The sequence below is a fragment of the Marinobacter sp. ANT_B65 genome (genome assembly GCF_002407605.1).
Classification (GTDB): domain Bacteria; phylum Pseudomonadota; class Gammaproteobacteria; order Pseudomonadales; family Oleiphilaceae; genus Marinobacter.
In genome coordinates, this window is the sequence record NZ_NXGV01000002.1 from 42,855 (window position 1) to 57,887 (window position 15,033).

General features: G+C 54.2%; 16 protein-coding genes. 8 read left to right on the forward strand and 8 right to left on the reverse strand.

Annotated features, from left to right (window positions below; translation table 11 throughout):
- Positions 1–251 precede the first annotated feature (251 nt).
- Together CPA50_RS10345 and CPA50_RS10350 are read left to right on the forward strand one after the other, a co-directional pair.
- Complete coding sequence (locus CPA50_RS10345) at positions 252–542, forward strand: PAAR domain-containing protein (RefSeq protein WP_096782453.1); 291 nt, start codon at positions 252–254, stop codon at positions 540–542.
- 5 nt (positions 543–547) lie between these two features.
- Positions 548–2,434: a serine/threonine-protein kinase gene (locus tag CPA50_RS10350; protein ID WP_096782454.1), complete on the forward strand. Its 1,887-nt coding sequence runs from the start codon at positions 548–550 to the stop codon at positions 2,432–2,434.
- A gap of 256 nt (positions 2,435–2,690) precedes the next feature.
- On the opposite strand, the gene CPA50_RS10355 is transcribed toward CPA50_RS10350, so the two are convergent.
- Positions 2,691–3,941, reverse strand: coding sequence for an ABC transporter substrate-binding protein (locus CPA50_RS10355; RefSeq protein WP_096782455.1), 1,251 nt, complete (start codon positions 3,939–3,941; stop codon positions 2,691–2,693).
- A gap of 284 nt (positions 3,942–4,225) precedes the next feature.
- On the opposite strand from CPA50_RS10355, the gene CPA50_RS10360 reads away from it, so the two are divergent.
- Entirely contained in the window at positions 4,226–4,516 is a 291-nt protein-coding gene (locus tag CPA50_RS10360) for an HU family DNA-binding protein (protein WP_227519638.1), read from the forward strand.
- A 39-nt stretch (positions 4,517–4,555) separates the two neighbouring features.
- Here CPA50_RS10360 and CPA50_RS10365 read toward each other — a convergent pair whose 3' ends face one another.
- Genes CPA50_RS10365 through gshB form a run of 7 tightly spaced genes read right to left on the reverse strand, consistent with a single transcriptional unit; the run spans position 4,556 to position 10,285 of the window.
- The gene (locus CPA50_RS10365) at positions 4,556–5,857 is read right to left on the reverse strand and encodes a dihydroorotase (protein ID WP_096782457.1); all 1,302 of its coding nucleotides are present in this window, start codon (positions 5,855–5,857) and stop codon (positions 4,556–4,558) included.
- Complete coding sequence (locus CPA50_RS10370; RefSeq protein ID WP_096782458.1) at positions 5,854–6,876, reverse strand: aspartate carbamoyltransferase catalytic subunit; 1,023 nt, start codon at positions 6,874–6,876, stop codon at positions 5,854–5,856. The genes CPA50_RS10365 and CPA50_RS10370 overlap by 4 nt, the downstream gene beginning before the upstream one ends.
- 28 nt (positions 6,877–6,904) lie before the next feature.
- Entirely contained in the window at positions 6,905–7,414 is a 510-nt protein-coding gene (pyrR, locus tag CPA50_RS10375; protein ID WP_096782459.1) for a bifunctional pyr operon transcriptional regulator/uracil phosphoribosyltransferase PyrR, read from the reverse strand.
- Positions 7,415–7,429: 15 nt separating this feature from the next.
- Positions 7,430–7,861 carry a Holliday junction resolvase RuvX gene (ruvX, locus tag CPA50_RS10380; protein WP_096782460.1) on the reverse strand — a complete coding sequence of 144 codons (432 nt, stop codon included), beginning with the start codon at positions 7,859–7,861 and terminating at the stop codon, positions 7,430–7,432.
- Positions 7,854–8,423 (reverse strand): YqgE/AlgH family protein, encoded by a 570-nt coding sequence (locus CPA50_RS10385; protein ID WP_096782461.1) that lies wholly within the window; start codon positions 8,421–8,423, stop codon positions 7,854–7,856. The genes ruvX and CPA50_RS10385 overlap by 8 nt, the downstream gene beginning before the upstream one ends.
- Positions 8,420–9,286 carry an energy transducer TonB gene (locus tag CPA50_RS10390; RefSeq protein WP_096782462.1) on the reverse strand — a complete coding sequence of 289 codons (867 nt, stop codon included), beginning with the start codon at positions 9,284–9,286 and terminating at the stop codon, positions 8,420–8,422. Before CPA50_RS10390 ends, CPA50_RS10385 begins: the two co-directional genes overlap by 4 nt.
- Positions 9,287–9,331: 45 nt before the next feature.
- On the reverse strand, positions 9,332–10,285 hold the full coding sequence (gshB, locus tag CPA50_RS10395) for a glutathione synthase (protein WP_096782463.1): 954 nt from the start codon (positions 10,283–10,285) through the stop codon (positions 9,332–9,334).
- A 300-nt stretch (positions 10,286–10,585) separates the two neighbouring features.
- Between gshB and pilG the strand changes: the two genes are divergently transcribed.
- The 5 genes from pilG to CPA50_RS10420 all read left to right on the forward strand — a co-directional run bounded on the left by pilG (position 10,586) and on the right by CPA50_RS10420 (position 15,032).
- A complete protein-coding gene (pilG, locus tag CPA50_RS10400; protein WP_071268417.1) occupies positions 10,586–10,978 on the forward strand; it encodes a twitching motility response regulator PilG in 393 nt (130 codons plus the stop codon).
- A gap of 31 nt (positions 10,979–11,009) precedes the next feature.
- Positions 11,010–11,372: a twitching motility response regulator PilH gene (pilH, locus tag CPA50_RS10405; RefSeq protein ID WP_096782464.1), complete on the forward strand. Its 363-nt coding sequence runs from the start codon at positions 11,010–11,012 to the stop codon at positions 11,370–11,372.
- A gap of 20 nt (positions 11,373–11,392) precedes the next feature.
- Complete coding sequence (locus tag CPA50_RS10410) at positions 11,393–11,938, forward strand: chemotaxis protein CheW (protein ID WP_096782465.1); 546 nt, start codon at positions 11,393–11,395, stop codon at positions 11,936–11,938.
- A gap of 91 nt (positions 11,939–12,029) precedes the next feature.
- Positions 12,030–14,105 carry a methyl-accepting chemotaxis protein gene (locus CPA50_RS10415; RefSeq protein ID WP_179397206.1) on the forward strand — a complete coding sequence of 692 codons (2,076 nt, stop codon included), beginning with the start codon at positions 12,030–12,032 and terminating at the stop codon, positions 14,103–14,105.
- 27 nt (positions 14,106–14,132) lie between these two features.
- Positions 14,133–15,032 (forward strand): CheR family methyltransferase, encoded by a 900-nt coding sequence (locus CPA50_RS10420; RefSeq protein ID WP_096782467.1) that lies wholly within the window; start codon positions 14,133–14,135, stop codon positions 15,030–15,032.
- Position 15,033: the final 1 nt, after the last annotated feature.

Below are 15,033 nucleotides of genomic sequence, written 5' to 3' on the forward strand. Positions count from 1 at the left end.
CAGTTTCTGCACCTTCCTTGGACAATATCTGTAAGAACTTCGAAACGGATCAGATTCAATTCAAAGACCGCCAGGGCGGTTTGAGTCATGGATACTATTCCAGCCCCCAGAAACTGTCAATTCCCGTTAAACACTGCCTTCGAAAAGGTAGGCAAAGATCACACAAAGGGGTTGACCTGTCTTTTCGGATCGCCGAACATCTGCAACAGTAAAACCAATGGACGGATTTATTTTTCAGGGATGTATTGCTCATGAGCAAGCCGACAGCCTTTCTTGGTGCTCTCCATATCTGCCCCGCCACAACTGGCCCGGTACCACATGTCGGGGGCCCCACCCTTGCAGCATCTCCAAACGTTTTTGTTAGCGGCTTACCTATTGCAAGGCTCTCAGACAAGCTCATTTGCGTTGGCCCTCCTGACGCTATCGTCGAAGGCTCGGGGACAGTATTCGCCAACGGTTTGCCTGTCGCTCGCATGGGCGATGCCACAGCCCATGGCGGGAAAATTGTTGCCGGAAACCCCACTGTACTAACGGGAGGGTAAGTACGGTGGCAAACAAGAGCAATAAACACAAATGGCTCGATAAAACACTAAACCAGCGTTACCGGATAGAAGCTCTCATCGCCTCAGGTGGCATGAGTGATGTCTATCGGGCAGTGGATTTGCAGCTTGAGCAAGCCGGTGCAGCCGATTGTAAAGTCGCACTCAAGATCCTCAAACATGACATGCTGACCCAGGATGGAATACTTGGAGTACTCGCCCGGGAAACAGCCAAAACCAAAAGCCTGAGCCACCCCAACATTATCCGCGTACAGGACTTGCAACAGGACGACGACACCTGCTTTATGGTCATGGAACTGCTTGAAGGCGAACCCCTTACGCGCATGATCCAGAGGTCACGCCCCAGCGGCTTAAAATGGAAAGGGGCAAAGGAAATTGTCGCCCAGATTGTATCCGCACTGAAATACGCTCACGCCAATAATGTCGTACATGCGGATCTAAAGCCCTCCAATATTTTCTTTACGCGCAACGGCCAGATCAAACTTCTCGATTTTGGCGTATCCAGAGTACTGAATGACCCGCTTCAGGAAGATTTTCTGAACCCTGGTCTCGACGAAACATCTATCTACGGATACACGCCGGCCTACACACTGCCTGAAATATCAAAGGGTGAGCAGCCTACCGGCGAGGGTGACATATACGCCCTGGCCTGTATCTGCTACGAACTCTTGAGCTCCAAGCATCCATTCAACCGGCAATCACCATCACAGAAGGAGCGGCAATCAGCTAAATTAAAACGGCCCGGCAACCTGCCGTGGAAAACATGGCGAACCCTTAAGCAGCAATTGCTTGGCGTTCCTCAGCAGCTTTCCATTCAGAAAACAGAAAGCGCTCTGAAACCCACTCCCTGGCTGGCAGTTGGACAGACAGTTGTCACGACTGCAGCAATCACTGCAGGTATTGCTGCCTGGCAGGCGGGCACGGCAGAATCCGCCAAAGCACGGCTTGCCACTGAGACCATGGCTGAACAAAAGCAACACAGCCTGACGCTCAAAGACCTCCCTCCTGAGCAACTTTTGCAACAACTGCCGGGAATGTCGGAATTCGATCAGGCTGGCCTGCTTAAACTCCAACAGGCTACTCTTGTTAACCACTTTCTGTCGCGTATAGACAAAGCCCTTGAGCCAGATGACAGAAACGGTTTACCGGACGTCGTGCAGGCTCTGTCAGTGCTTGAGAGCGCTACCACTCTTTTCCCTAGAGACGCGGAACTTTTAAGCGTTCAACGCCGGATTAAAGACAGACAAAAGACTCTGCAGAGCGCCCTTTCCGGCGAAATTCAATCCTCTCTTGAACAGGGAAGCTATCAGACGGCCAAAGATACTGACGCCCTGGTGAAACTGGGCTTGAGCCTTGATTTTCTGGGAGAACAGCCGTTAAAGCCATCCCAGGTGGCCGTAGCAGAGTACCTCTCTCAGGTGGATTCTGCACTCAAGGCATTTGATGCCCCGAAACAGGCACAACTGCTAACCATCGGCAACCAATTCTTTGGCCAGTCTCCGGAAACTAAAGATCAACGCGTTGCCCTCGAAAAACTGGGAGTAGCTGCCAAAGAACTGGCCAGATATCAAAACGATCAGGCAGCCGAAGGTGGTCGGCCCTTCCCTCGTAACGCCGCGCTTGTGTTCTATGCACCAAAATTTGAGGCTTGGCCTGCTACTATCGAGAATGCCAGCTCGAGCCGCCAGCTAGACGAGGTCTACCAGGACATACAGGCTCTGAAGAAGGTTCTTCCTGAGGACTTCGAAGAAATCGTAGCTGCAGAAAAGCGCCTGGCAGAAGCCTACCTTTCTCAGGCAGATATCCTGCTGGCCAAAAACCAGACCAGTCGCGCTCAGCCATTAGTTAAACGCGCCACTACTCTGATGCGCTAAAAGCATCCAGACATACTCACTACCGGGCGCTTGCCAGCTTCTGCAACGGGAGCATGTGTCTGACGGCCCATGCTCCCTGCATATCCATACATGCAGAACATCAACCACTTGAAACCAGCTTTCAGCTCTATCCGGCAGATCAAAAAAAAGCACCATGCTTTCGCACGGCGCTTTTTACATCTGGCTGTGAAGCATCATCTCTCAGGAAGAGCCCACCTGCCAGCCAAAACCGGGCCCTGGTACTCCAGGGCATTCCTTACAAGTGCGGAGGCTTGTTGGCTGCAGCACGTTCGGCCTGCCATTCTGCAAGAGTCTGCGCGGCTTTTTCCCCTTCAAGTGACCCTACAACTTCAAAAAAGTCACTGCGCAGCGGGTCACTGACGACCTGCTCTCTTTTTTTGCTACGCACTACGTATACAGTCTGCAAATTCTGATGATCAAAAGCACGCCATTGCTGGCGATCCTTGAGCAGGGTGAATTCATGCCCCTCCAGCGCCTTGATGAGGCTCTGGGTATCAGTCGTGCCTGCACGCTCTACCGCATCCTTATACTGATAAACGATGCCATAAGCCGTAGCCGCTGTAGAAGTAGGCCTTATACCATAGGCTTCGGTAAATGCCTCAGCAAACTGCTGGCCCCGGACAAAACCCAGCTGATAGGGGATCATCCACTCCCAGGGAGTCGTGGATATAACATCCTCCATAATGGTCGCTCCCACGTTCTGGGCAATATCGAGTGTAATGTTGGGCAGCACGATTTTCATTTTATCCTTGAGACCCATCTCATATGCGACCTTGAGCGCCCTCACAAGATCGTCGCCATATAAAACAAGAATCAGTACATCGGCTCCACTTGCTTCAGCCTCGCCAAGTGCTTCCTTGAAATCTTTGATGAGTGCTTTGGGGAAAGGGGTCAGTGCGTGAGGGTGAGCCTGCTTGTCGGGAGTATTTGTAAATTCCCGGATAGACGCTTCCGAGGACCAGCCCCAGGTATAATCAGCCGTTACATAAAAGTACTTGGCATCACCAAACTCCGAGGTCAGATAGCTCCCAAGCGCATTCGCTGTCATCCAGGCATTAGGATACTCACGAAACATGTGGTCGTGACCTTCACTGCCTGTAGTGGCGTTTGCAGAAGTTGTGGTGCCGAAGTAGAGGCGACCCAGCTTTTTCGCGACCTTACCGGAGACAATAGTTACAGCACTGGAAGCGCCGCCAAAAACCATGTCTACCTTTTCCTGCCTGATAAGTTCCTCGGTATTGGCCGCGCCGCGCTCAGGAGATCCGGCAGTATTGCGAATAACCAGCTCAACTTTTTTCCCAAGGATTCCGCCGGACTTGTTTATCTCATCAACAGCCAGGAAGGCTGCCAGTCTTTGCTGCTGCCCAAGGTCCTTATAGCGCCCGGACTGAGGGTAGTTAAATCCGAGTCGGATAGTGTCGGCTAATAGCGAAAAACTGCAGAATAGAAGAATGATTCCTGCAAATACACTTGCTCTCCGTTTCATTTTAATGATCCTTGGCGCACCTGGTATTGTGTTTTTAGCCGCCGACTATATCCTTATTTGGCCTCAAAATTGAGCAATGTTAAGTTAAGAATATCGAGTTTATCGTTAACAAATGTAGGCGCGCTGATAGTCCGGACAGGCAGAGCCCATATTTTTTGAGGCACTTACCTCAAAACAACCCAGGCAACCGGGCTGTACCCTTCCCGAGTTTGCATAAAACACCGTAAACCACTATAAATTCAGGCGACCGTATACCAGCCTGGCTGCGGCTCCTGTGGACAAAAATAAAAAAGGAATACTCGATGCGAAAACCAGAACTCGCGGCGACAATCGCCGAACAGACTGGCCTCACCCGCGAAAAAGCCAGTGAGGTAATTACTGCATTTACGGACCAGGTCTCGGCTGCCGCTGCGCGGGGTGAAGACACTACCCTGATCGGCTTCGGCACCTTCAATATCCGCGCACGGGAAGCGCGGGATGGCAGAAACCCTCAAACCGGAGCATCTATCCGCATTCCCGCCAGCAAGACCGTCGGCTTCAAACCAGGCAAAGCACTGAAAGACGCAATCCGCTGAGCGAAGGCCTGCCCACTCCTATGGGCGGGCCTGTCAGCTTCAGGCGCCAGCCCAGACCTCCTGCCCTTCCACCAGAGTTAGCCGCACCACTCCAGGTAAAGGCTGACCCAGGACAGGTGCATGATGGCCTGCGGAAACCAGAGACTGGCGATCTGCGGTCCAGTATGCGCCGGGATCAAACACACAAAGATCTGCAATCTCATCCTTGCTGATAGTTGCCGTTCGCCCGATCACTGATGCAGGGCCTGCCGTAAGGCCGCGAACCAACTCGGTGAGCTTCAGTTCACCGCGCTGAACCAGCATCAGTCCCAGCGAAAGTACACTTTCTACACTTGAAAGCCCGGGCTCCGTAGCAGGCAAAGGTGCCTGTTTAGCAGCACTGTCGTGTGGCAGATGCTGACTTACAATCGCATCAATCACTCCCTCGCGAACACCAGCAACCAAAGCCTTACGGTCTGCTTCCGAGCGCAGTGGCGGGCGCAGATGAAAGCGACCGTCAAAGCCTGCCAGCGCATCTTCTGTAAAAGCAAGCTGATGCATGGCTACGTCAGCAGTCACAGCAATTCCCCTGCTGCGCGCATCGGCAATCATTTCAACACTGCGACCACATGAGAGTTGGCTAAGATGGAGCCTTACACCGGTTTCTTCCGCCAGCAGAAGCATCTCCATAACCGATGCGGTTTCTGCCACTTCAGGAATACCCAAAAGGCCGAGCCTGGCCGTAACCAGCCCATCATGGGCATAACCGTCCGCAGCCAGAGACTGGTTTTCCGGACGGAACATCACCGTCAGGCCAAAGGTCTGGGCATAGGCCATGCAGCGGCGGAGTATGCGTGCATTACGCACCCCTCTGGACCCGTTTCCAACAGCAACGCAGCCCGCGGCGGCAAGGCCCTCCATATCACTGAGCATCTCACCTTCCAGCCCCCGGGTCACCGCCCCGACAGGCAATACCCGGATGGATGAGCTGGTAGCAGCTCCCTCCCGGATCAGATGAGTAACGGCTCTGGAGTCATTCACCGGGGATGTCTCCGGAGAAGCACAGACAGTCGTGAACCCACCCCGCGCAGCCGCATTGGTTTCTGAGGCAATATTGCCTTTCTGCCCATTGCCCGGCTCCCGCAGGTTACAGCACAGATCCACAAACCCCGGGGTGATCACACAACCTTCAGCATTGAACGTTTGGTCGGCACTGGCGTTTACCGCCTCTGCACCTGCATCCACAATACGCCCGTTACGAATCAGCAATGCTCGGTTTGCTGTCTCACTACCATGACCATCAAGCAGCTGGCCGCCAATGATTTTCAGGCTAACGCCGGAGGAATGCTCAACACCACTCATACCAGGCCTCGCTCAGTCTGTTCAGTCAGTTTCTGCTGCCGCTCGGCTACCTGCCCGCCCATTGCCATGGACATCACCGCCATGCGGATGGCTATACCATTGGTCACCTGATTCAGGATGACCGATTGCGGACCATCCGCCACGGCAGACTCGATTTCCACACCGCGGTTAATCGGACCTGGGTGCATCACAATGCACTCCGGGTGCCCCAGCGCGAGTTTCTCCTGACTCAATCCGTAAAGCCGGTAAAATTCTCGCTCACTCGGCAATAATGCCCCTTCCATACGCTCTTTCTGCAAACGCAGCATGATCACCACATCCAGATCTTTCATGCCTCTGGCCATATCGTATTCCACTGTGCAGCCAAGGCTTTCAACATCATTGGGCAACAGGGTTCCGGGAGCAATAACACGGATTTGTTCGGCCCCCAGCTCATTCAGCGCCCGGATCTGGGAACGAGCAACCCGGGAGTGAAGGATATCCCCTACGATCGCCACTTTAAGTCCTGCAAATGCGCCCTTGTGCTGCCGGATTGTCAGCATATCCAGCATGGCCTGAGTGGGGTGTGCATGGCGGCCATCACCGGCATTGATAATAGCGACTCCGGGCGTAACGCTCTCAGCAATAAAGTGCGGCGCACCGCTCTGGGCGTGGCGCACCACAAACATGTCACTTGCCATAGCTTCAAGATTCAGAAGGGTATCAGAAAGCGATTCGCCTTTAGATGTGGCGGAGGTGCTGATATCAAGGTTGAGCACATCTGCAGAAAGCCGTTTGGCGGCAAGCTCAAACGTGCTGCGGGTGCGGGTGCTGGATTCGAAGAACAGGTTAACCACCGTTCGCCCCCTGAGCAGAGGCACTTTCTTGATGGTTCGCTCACCCACCTCAATAAACGAATCGGCGGTATCGAGAATGTCAGTGAGCAGATCCCGGCCCAGTCCGTCCAGAGTCAGAAAATGCCGCAACTGCCCGTCCCGGGTTAGCTGCAAATGGTTGGGGGAAGCTGCGTTTGAGGTCATGGTCTGCCTGCTATCGGGGTTCGGGGGTTTACTGTCCTGCTTCCTGGATTTCAATCCGGAGCGGGTCCGGGCCGCGAAGTTTTACGCGCTGCGGTGCGCCAAGCTCCAGCGTTTGCCCCGCCACATCAGGCTGAATGGGCAATTCCCGGGCGCCGAGGTCAATAAGGGTCGCGAGTATAATACTGGCGGGCCTGCCATAATCGAACAGTTCATTCATTGCAGCGCGTATGGTCCGGCCACTCATGATGACATCGTCAACCAGAATGATATCCCGGCCTTCGGTATCAAAAGGCAGGCTTGAGGGCGTAACCTTCGGATTCAGTCCGATCCGGCTGAAATCATCCCGGTAGAAAGAAATATCCAGCTGACCAAACGGCTCCTCAATACCAAGACGCTTACCCAGGATGTCCGCTACCCAGACCCCACCCGTGCGAATACCAATCAGCACAGGCGACTCTATGCCACGCTCCGCAAGCAACTGGCGCAATCCGTTTTCCAGCTCATCCAGCAGCCGGTCTATATCAAGCAATGCACTCATTACTTCCTCGCTTCTCTATTCTGCTTGCAGCCGACACCAGGTTTCCAGTATCAGCACCGCTGCACGATCATCTACTCCGTGCCGGCCATAGTCCCGGCTACCTCCAGCAGCCATTACCTGGCCTTTGGCCTCATAGCTTGTCAGGCGCTCGTCCACCATTTCTACCGCAACATGAAAGCGGCCATGCAAACGTTTTCCGAATTTTCGCGCGCGGCCACACATGTCATTTTCGCTGTCGTCCATGTTCAGGGGAAGACCTACCAGAACAATATCCGGCTGCCACTCTGCCAGCAGTTTTTCAAGCTGACTCCAGTCCGGCGTGCCATTGTCAGCACCAATCATGGCAAGAGGCTGGCCTGTGCCCAGCATCTCCTGCCCCGTAGCTACACCGATACGACGCAGCCCGAAATCAAAAGCCATAACACTGCGGCGACCGGCTTCAGGCATGCCCCACCGTCTCGCTGAGCTGGTTCAGGTCAACCCCGATCAGTCTGAGAACGGCACTATAGCGCTCAGCCCAGGGCGTTCGGAACAGGATATCTGTAGTTGCAGGACAGGTGAGCCAGGCATTGCTTCCCAGCTCCTCTTCCAGTTGCCCCTCACCCCAACCGGAATAACCCAGCGCCATCAAAAATGCGTCGGGGCCTTCGTTGTGCCCGATGCCGGCAAGTATGTCGCGGGAGGTCGTGAGCATAACGTCGTCTGAGATTTGTGCAGTATTCTGCCAGCTGGCATCCCCCGGCGAATGCAGAACAAAGCCACGCTCCGTCTCAACCGGACCACCACTGAATACCGGCAGATCAAGCTCCCCACCCTGAAGATCAAGCTGCTCCAGAATTTCCCCCAAATGGATATCCAGAGGCTGGTTAATCATCAGGCCCAGAGCCCCATCACTGGAGTGTTCGCAGATATATATCACTGCACCATGGAAACGCGGATCCTCCAGGTATGGAGAGGCCACCAAAAAGTGATGCCGGAGGCTTTGGGGAGAATGTTTTGAGGCCATCATCCGGATGTCAGACCCCGCTGCTGAAAGGACCAGGTACGTATGATTTCCAGTTCATCCACCTCATTACGCATCTCTTCCGGAAACGGCGCAAACGGCGCGGCCATCCTGACTATGCGAATAGCGGCATCATCAAGCAGAGTGCTTCCGGACGACTGCAGAATCGCCACCTCTTTGATTGTGCCATCCTTCTGCATGGAGACCAGCAGTCGCAAGGTGCCATAAACTCCGGCACGGCGGGCTTCGGTGGGATAGTTGATATTCCCGACCCGGGTCACTTTGCTGACCCAGTTCTGCACGTACCAGGCATTGGTTGACTTAAGCGTGGAAGCAGCGGTTACCCGCATTACCCGGGGTTTCCGGGCGTAAGCCTGCTGCTGGGCATCAAACCGGGCCTCAAGGCTGGCAATCTCCAGACTTCGCTCCATCAGGCTTTTCTTCTCCCTGACAGGCAAAGGCTCGTCTTCCGGCCTGGCAAGCTGCTCCGGCTCCTGAACCTGGTGGGTGGACTGACTTTCTGTCTGCACAACAGTCCGGGCCTGGCGGAGCACCGGCTCGGTTTGCGACTGTGGCTCGGGCTGCACCTGAGCCACCTCTGCCTGACTGACCTCTGAGGGCTGCGGGGTCGTCATCTCCAGGGCATCTTCCTCGGTACCACTGCCCTGCTGATTGGTCTGAGCCAGAAAATCTGCCTTCTCAGGTGCCTGCTCGTCATCAAACTGCGACAGGGTGATTTCCATAGTCTGAGCGGAAGATCGCGGAGATTCCGGCGCAAAGGTAATCCCCAGCACCACAACCGCATGCACCACCAGCGCCATGAACAGCGTAAAGGAAAACCTGTCAAAATCGCTTACCTGCACTGCCATTACTGAGTCCGTTCCTGTCGTTTGCCCTGATCCATGATTTCCCCGTCAGCCTTGCTTAAGACGTTTCTCGACGGCATCCATCAGCATACCTGCAATGTCCGTTCCGAAAGCATCATCCAGCTCCCGGATACAGGTCGGGCTGGTCACGTTGATTTCAGTGAGATAATCGCCGATCACATCCAGGCCTACAAACATCAGACCTTTTTCTTTGATCACCGGAGCAACCCGCGCACAGATTTCGCGATCACGGGCGGTGAGCTCCCGGCCCTCGCCCCGGCCACCAGCAGCCAGATTGCCGCGATTTTCACCTTGCGAGGGAATTCGTGCAAGCGAATAAGGTACTGGTTCGCCATTGATCATCAGAATACGTTTATCGCCATTGCTGATTTCCGGAATGAATTTCTGAGCCATGGCCTGATGAGCGCCGTAGTTGGTCAGGGTTTCGATAATCACTCCCAGATTGAAATCATTTTCCTTGACGCGGAAAATGGAGTGGCCACCCATACCATCCACTGGCTTCATAATAATGTCGCCATGCAGGGCGTAAAACTCCCGGAAGCGCTTCGAAGACCGGCTTACCAGCAAAGGCGGCGTCAGATCTTCAAACTGCGTTGCAAACAGCTTTTCATTACAGTCCCGCAAAGTCGCTGCCGGGTTAACCACCAGAGCACCCTGCTGTTCTGCAGATTCAAGAATATAGGTAGCCATCAGGAACTCGCGATCAACAGGAGGATCCTTGCGCATAAGAATCACATCCAGGTCGCCCAGGGCACGATCCCTGTCCGGGCCAAAACTGTACCAGTTCTCAGGATCCATATGGACTGTCAGGCTGCGCGTGTGAGCCATGGCCCTGCCGCCATCCAGATAAAGATCCGGCAACTCCATGTATTCAATTTCCCAGCCACGGTTCTGAGCCGCTAACAGCATCGCCAGTGAACTGTCTTTTTTGAAATGGATATCCTCAATCGGATCCATCACGATCCCGAGTCGAACTGTCATAATGCCTCTCTGGCGCATTGAAGGGTTAAAAACACGAACCGGTCTGCAGAGTGAACCGGACATTAAGTGCTATGCTGAGAAACCAGATGGTATTGTACCCGAGCCGTGATTGCATCCGGAGAAATCCTTGGTCAATTACGTGATGTTTCAGGCAGAAGTACATTTGGTCACAAAGTAATACTTTTTATCGAGCCATCGATAATCTATAAATGAGCGGGGTTTCTAGAACAACCTTTGGGTTTGTGCTAAAAACCTTCGTTTGAAAACAATGACAGTCGCTGAGCGCAAGGCACCTGGATAATGGATGACAACTTCGAGAACTTGAAGATCATGGTGATCGACGACAGCAAAACCATCCGTCGCACCGCAGAAACTCTCCTGAAAAAGGTCGGTTGTGAGGTTATCACCGCGACAGACGGTTTTGATGCTCTGGCCAAAATTGCCGACTCACAGCCGGATATCATTTTTGTGGATATCATGATGCCCCGCCTGGATGGCTATCAGACCTGCGCGCTCATCAAGAATAATTCCTCTTTCAAAAAGACGCCGGTCATCATGCTGTCCAGTAAAGACGGGCTCTTCGATAAAGCGAAGGGCCGCATCGTTGGCTCTGACCAGTACTTGACGAAACCATTCAGCAAAGATGAGCTGCTAAATACGATTCGTCACTATATTCCCGTGACGCCACAGTAAACCTGCTGACACAAGAACCATCGAGGAACCCATGGCTCGCATTCTGATTGTTGACGACTCTCCTACAGAGGTTAAGAAAATCTCCACCATCCTGGAAAAGCACAACCACCAAGTGCTTACCGCCGATAATGGCGCCGATGGTGTTGCCAAAGCGCGTGCCGAAACTCCGGACCTGGTGCTTATGGATGTGGTTATGCCTGGCCTCAATGGATTTCAGGCAACCCGCCAGTTGACCCGTGCACCGGAAACGGCATCCATTCCTGTAATCATTGTCACCACAAAGGATCAGGAAACCGACCGTGTGTGGGGCACCCGCCAGGGCGCCAAAGGGTACCTGGTCAAACCGGTTAAAGAAGACGACCTGATCAAGACAATCAACAGTCTGATTGTCTGATCCCTAACCGTGGAGTAAGTATGTCCGCCCAGGTCGCCCCTTTTGCAGTTCTGACGGATATCGCCCAGCGCAGCCGGTCCAAGGCTGCGGGTTTGCCCGAACAACAGGAAGCCGTAGAACTGTGGAACGGCATCGGTTTTGTTCTGGCCGGTGAACGCTATGTCGCTCCCATGGGCGAGGTCACAGAAATACTGCATGTCCCCCGATTCACGCACATTCCGGGAGTACGCCCATTTCTTATGGGTGCTGCCAACGTGCGCGGGCGCCTTCTTCCTCTGGTAGATCTTGCCGGATTTTTTGATATCCCCCGATCGTCTCGCAGCCAGCGTGAACGGCGGGTGCTTGTGATTGAGCACGGTGATCTTTTCAGTGGTCTGGTCGTCGATACCGTGCTTGGTATGCAGTACTTTGCAACCGACAGTTTCAAGGCAGCACCAACTGGTGTGCCTGAAAACGTTCAACCGTTTGTCGCAGGCGGGTATGAACGAAACGAAGAAGTCTGGAGGGTGTTTTCCGCCATCGACTTGCTCGAAGACGAGCGCTTTCTCGACGTCGCGCAGTGGTAAGGGTGATGACCGTGGCAGGACAAACACCCTGACTGCCTGAAGCTTGATTAAAAACATTTGCCAAATTCTTGAAGAGGCCGGGAGCCAGAAAATGAAAAACAGAGCCGGAAGAATCGGTATGGGCCAGGGAGGCAACAAACTCGTTGCCGGCCTGATTGCCTCGCTGATCGCACTGACTGTCCTGCTCGTTGTGGTCCTGTTTATAGTTAACAATGACAGCCAGAACGACCAGGAATACATAGCCAACGCCGCAGAACTCAGGGTACTTTCACAGGAGATCGCGAAAAACGCGACAGAGGCCGCTGGCGGTACCGCCGAGGCATTCGACCAGTTACGACGCTCCCGTGATGAATTTCAACAACTCTGGGCCAACGTGACTGAAGGCAACCCGGCAACCGGCCTGCCACCTAGTGAACTGGCCCGCGACAGCGGCGTCCAGCAGCATTGGAACATGGTACGTGAGAACGCTGACAGCATTCTGACCACCCAGGACGCCGTACTCGGCCTGCACGAAGTAGCGCGCACGCTGAACGAAACTATCCCTCAGCTCCAGGTTGAATACGACGACATCGTTCAGATTCTTCTGGACAATGACGCTCCGGCTGAACAGATCGCACTGGCACAACGTCAGTCGCTACTGGCAGAGCGGATTGTCCGCTCGGTAAACAACGTACTGTCCGGTGACGAAGATGCCGTTATTGCTGCCGACCGGTTTGGTCGGGACGCCAGCCTTTTTGGCCGGGTACTTGAAGGCCAGCTTAACGGCAATCAGGCCATGGGCATCTCCCAGGTAAACGACGAAGATGCCATCTACGGCCTGGAAGCCGTTGATGAATTGTTCGAATTCGTTTCCCAGAACGTAGACGCTATCCTCGAAGCATCTCCCGACCTCTTCAAGGTACGTACTGCAGCCAGTGATATCTTCCAGAACTCCGAGATTCTGCTCTCGGAACTCTCAGTTCTGGCCGAAAGCCTGCGTGGTGCGGGCGATTCACGTGTTGTCAGCCCGACTCTGGCCTTCATTATCCTGGCCGCCATGGTTGCCATGGTTGTGTTTATCGGTCTCGCCCTGTATCGGGAAGCCCAGGGCCGCCTTGCAACTACCCAGGAACAGAATGAGCAGAACCAGAACGCGATCCTGCGACTGCTGGACGAACTGGCTGACCTGGCCGACGGTGACCTTACCGCAGAAGCCACGGTAACCGAGGACTTCACCGGTGCCATCGCTGACTCCATCAACTACGCGATCGACCAGATGCGCGGACTGGTACAGGCCATTCGTGGTACAGCAGTACGTGTAGCCTCGGCGGCACAGGAAACCCAGTCTACCGCCATGCACCTGGCAGATGCTTCCGAGCACCAGGCCCAGGAAATTGCCGGCGCTTCTGCAGCGGTTAACGAAATGGCTGTATCCATCGACCAGGTATCGTCCAACGCTGCGGAATCTTCTGCGGTTGCGGAGCGCTCGGTTGCCATCGCCAAGAAAGGCGCTGAAGTGGTACAGAATACTATCCGCGGCATGGACAATATCCGTGAGCAGATTCAGGAAACATCGAAGCGGATCAAACGTCTGGGTGAATCTTCCCAGGAAATCGGTGACATTGTATCCCTGATCAACGACATTGCCGACCAGACCAACATCCTCTCCCTTAACGCTGCAATCCAGGCCTCTATGGCCGGTGACGCGGGCCGGGGCTTCGCGGTGGTTGCGGACGAGGTTCAGCGCCTTGCGGAACGTTCCTCAGCAGCAACCAAGCAGATCGAAGCACTGGTTAAGACGATCCAGTCCGATACCAACGAAGCTGTTATTTCGATGGAACACACCACGGCCGAGGTAGTTCGCGGTGCACGTCTGGCACAGGATGCGGGTATTGCTCTCGAGGAAATCGAGAACGTATCCATGAGTCTTGCGGAGTTGATTCAGAACATCTCCAATGCCGCACGCCAGCAGTCATCCTCTGCAGCACACATCTCGAACACGATGAACGTTATCCAGGAAATCACTTCCCAGACATCGTCCGGTACAAACGCAACCGCGAAGTCTATCGGGAATCTGGCAGAAATGGCGTCCGAGCTACGGTCCTCCGTTGCCGGTTTCACATTGCCTGACGAAGACCTGGCCGATCACGAAGAAGAGGAAGACAGTAACGTTCCGGTGGTGGGCTGACAGGCAGCCAGAGGCTAATGGCGGTTTATGTCTGAGCTTCATAACACCCCGTCACCTGCCGGAAGCAGCTGGTTGCTGCGCCGACTTCCTGATATGGATGAGGCGCAGTTCCATCAGTGGCAGGTACTGCTCGAACACCGCACGGGTATGACACTACCTGTAGAGCGCCGCTCGTTTCTGGAAACCAATCTGTCTATCCGGATGCGGGAAATAGGCTGTAGAAGCTATCAGGACTACTACGAAACGATTGTCCTGGGGCCGGATGCCATACAGGAGTGGTCAACACTGGTTGACCGGCTGACGGTACAGGAAACCCGGTTTTTCCGGGATCCTGATGCCTTCAGACTGGTCGCTGATTATGTTCTGACACGGCCCAGAGAGCACCTTCGAAAACATGCTCTTGAGGCCTGGAGTGTCGGATGCTCCACCGGGGAAGAGCCTTATACGCTTGCCATGGTGTTGAATGACTGTATGCGCCAGTTGGCACTGCAGCCCTTGTATGGCGTGACCGGTTCGGATATCAGTTCGCCGGTTGTCGAGAGGGCCCGGACTGGCCAGTTTAATGCCCGCAAATTACAGGGCATGGATGAAAGTATACAAGCCCGGTATTTCCGCCCGGCCGAGCGGAATACCGTTGAAATTATCGATAGCATCCGGGAACGGGTGTGTTTTACCAGACTGAATGTGTTGGATCTGGATAAAGCACCCATGCACGGGATGAACATTATTTTCTGCCAGAATCTGCTGATTTATTTCCGTCGCTGGCGCCGACGGGAAATTGTCAAGCGACTCGCAGAGCGGCTGGCGCCCGGGGGATTACTGGTTCTGGGCCAGGGAGAGCTGACCGACTGGCAGCCCCCAGGCCTGCAAAGAGTACCCTCGGAACATGTACTGGCGTGGATAAAGCGCCAGACTGACGAAGAATAAC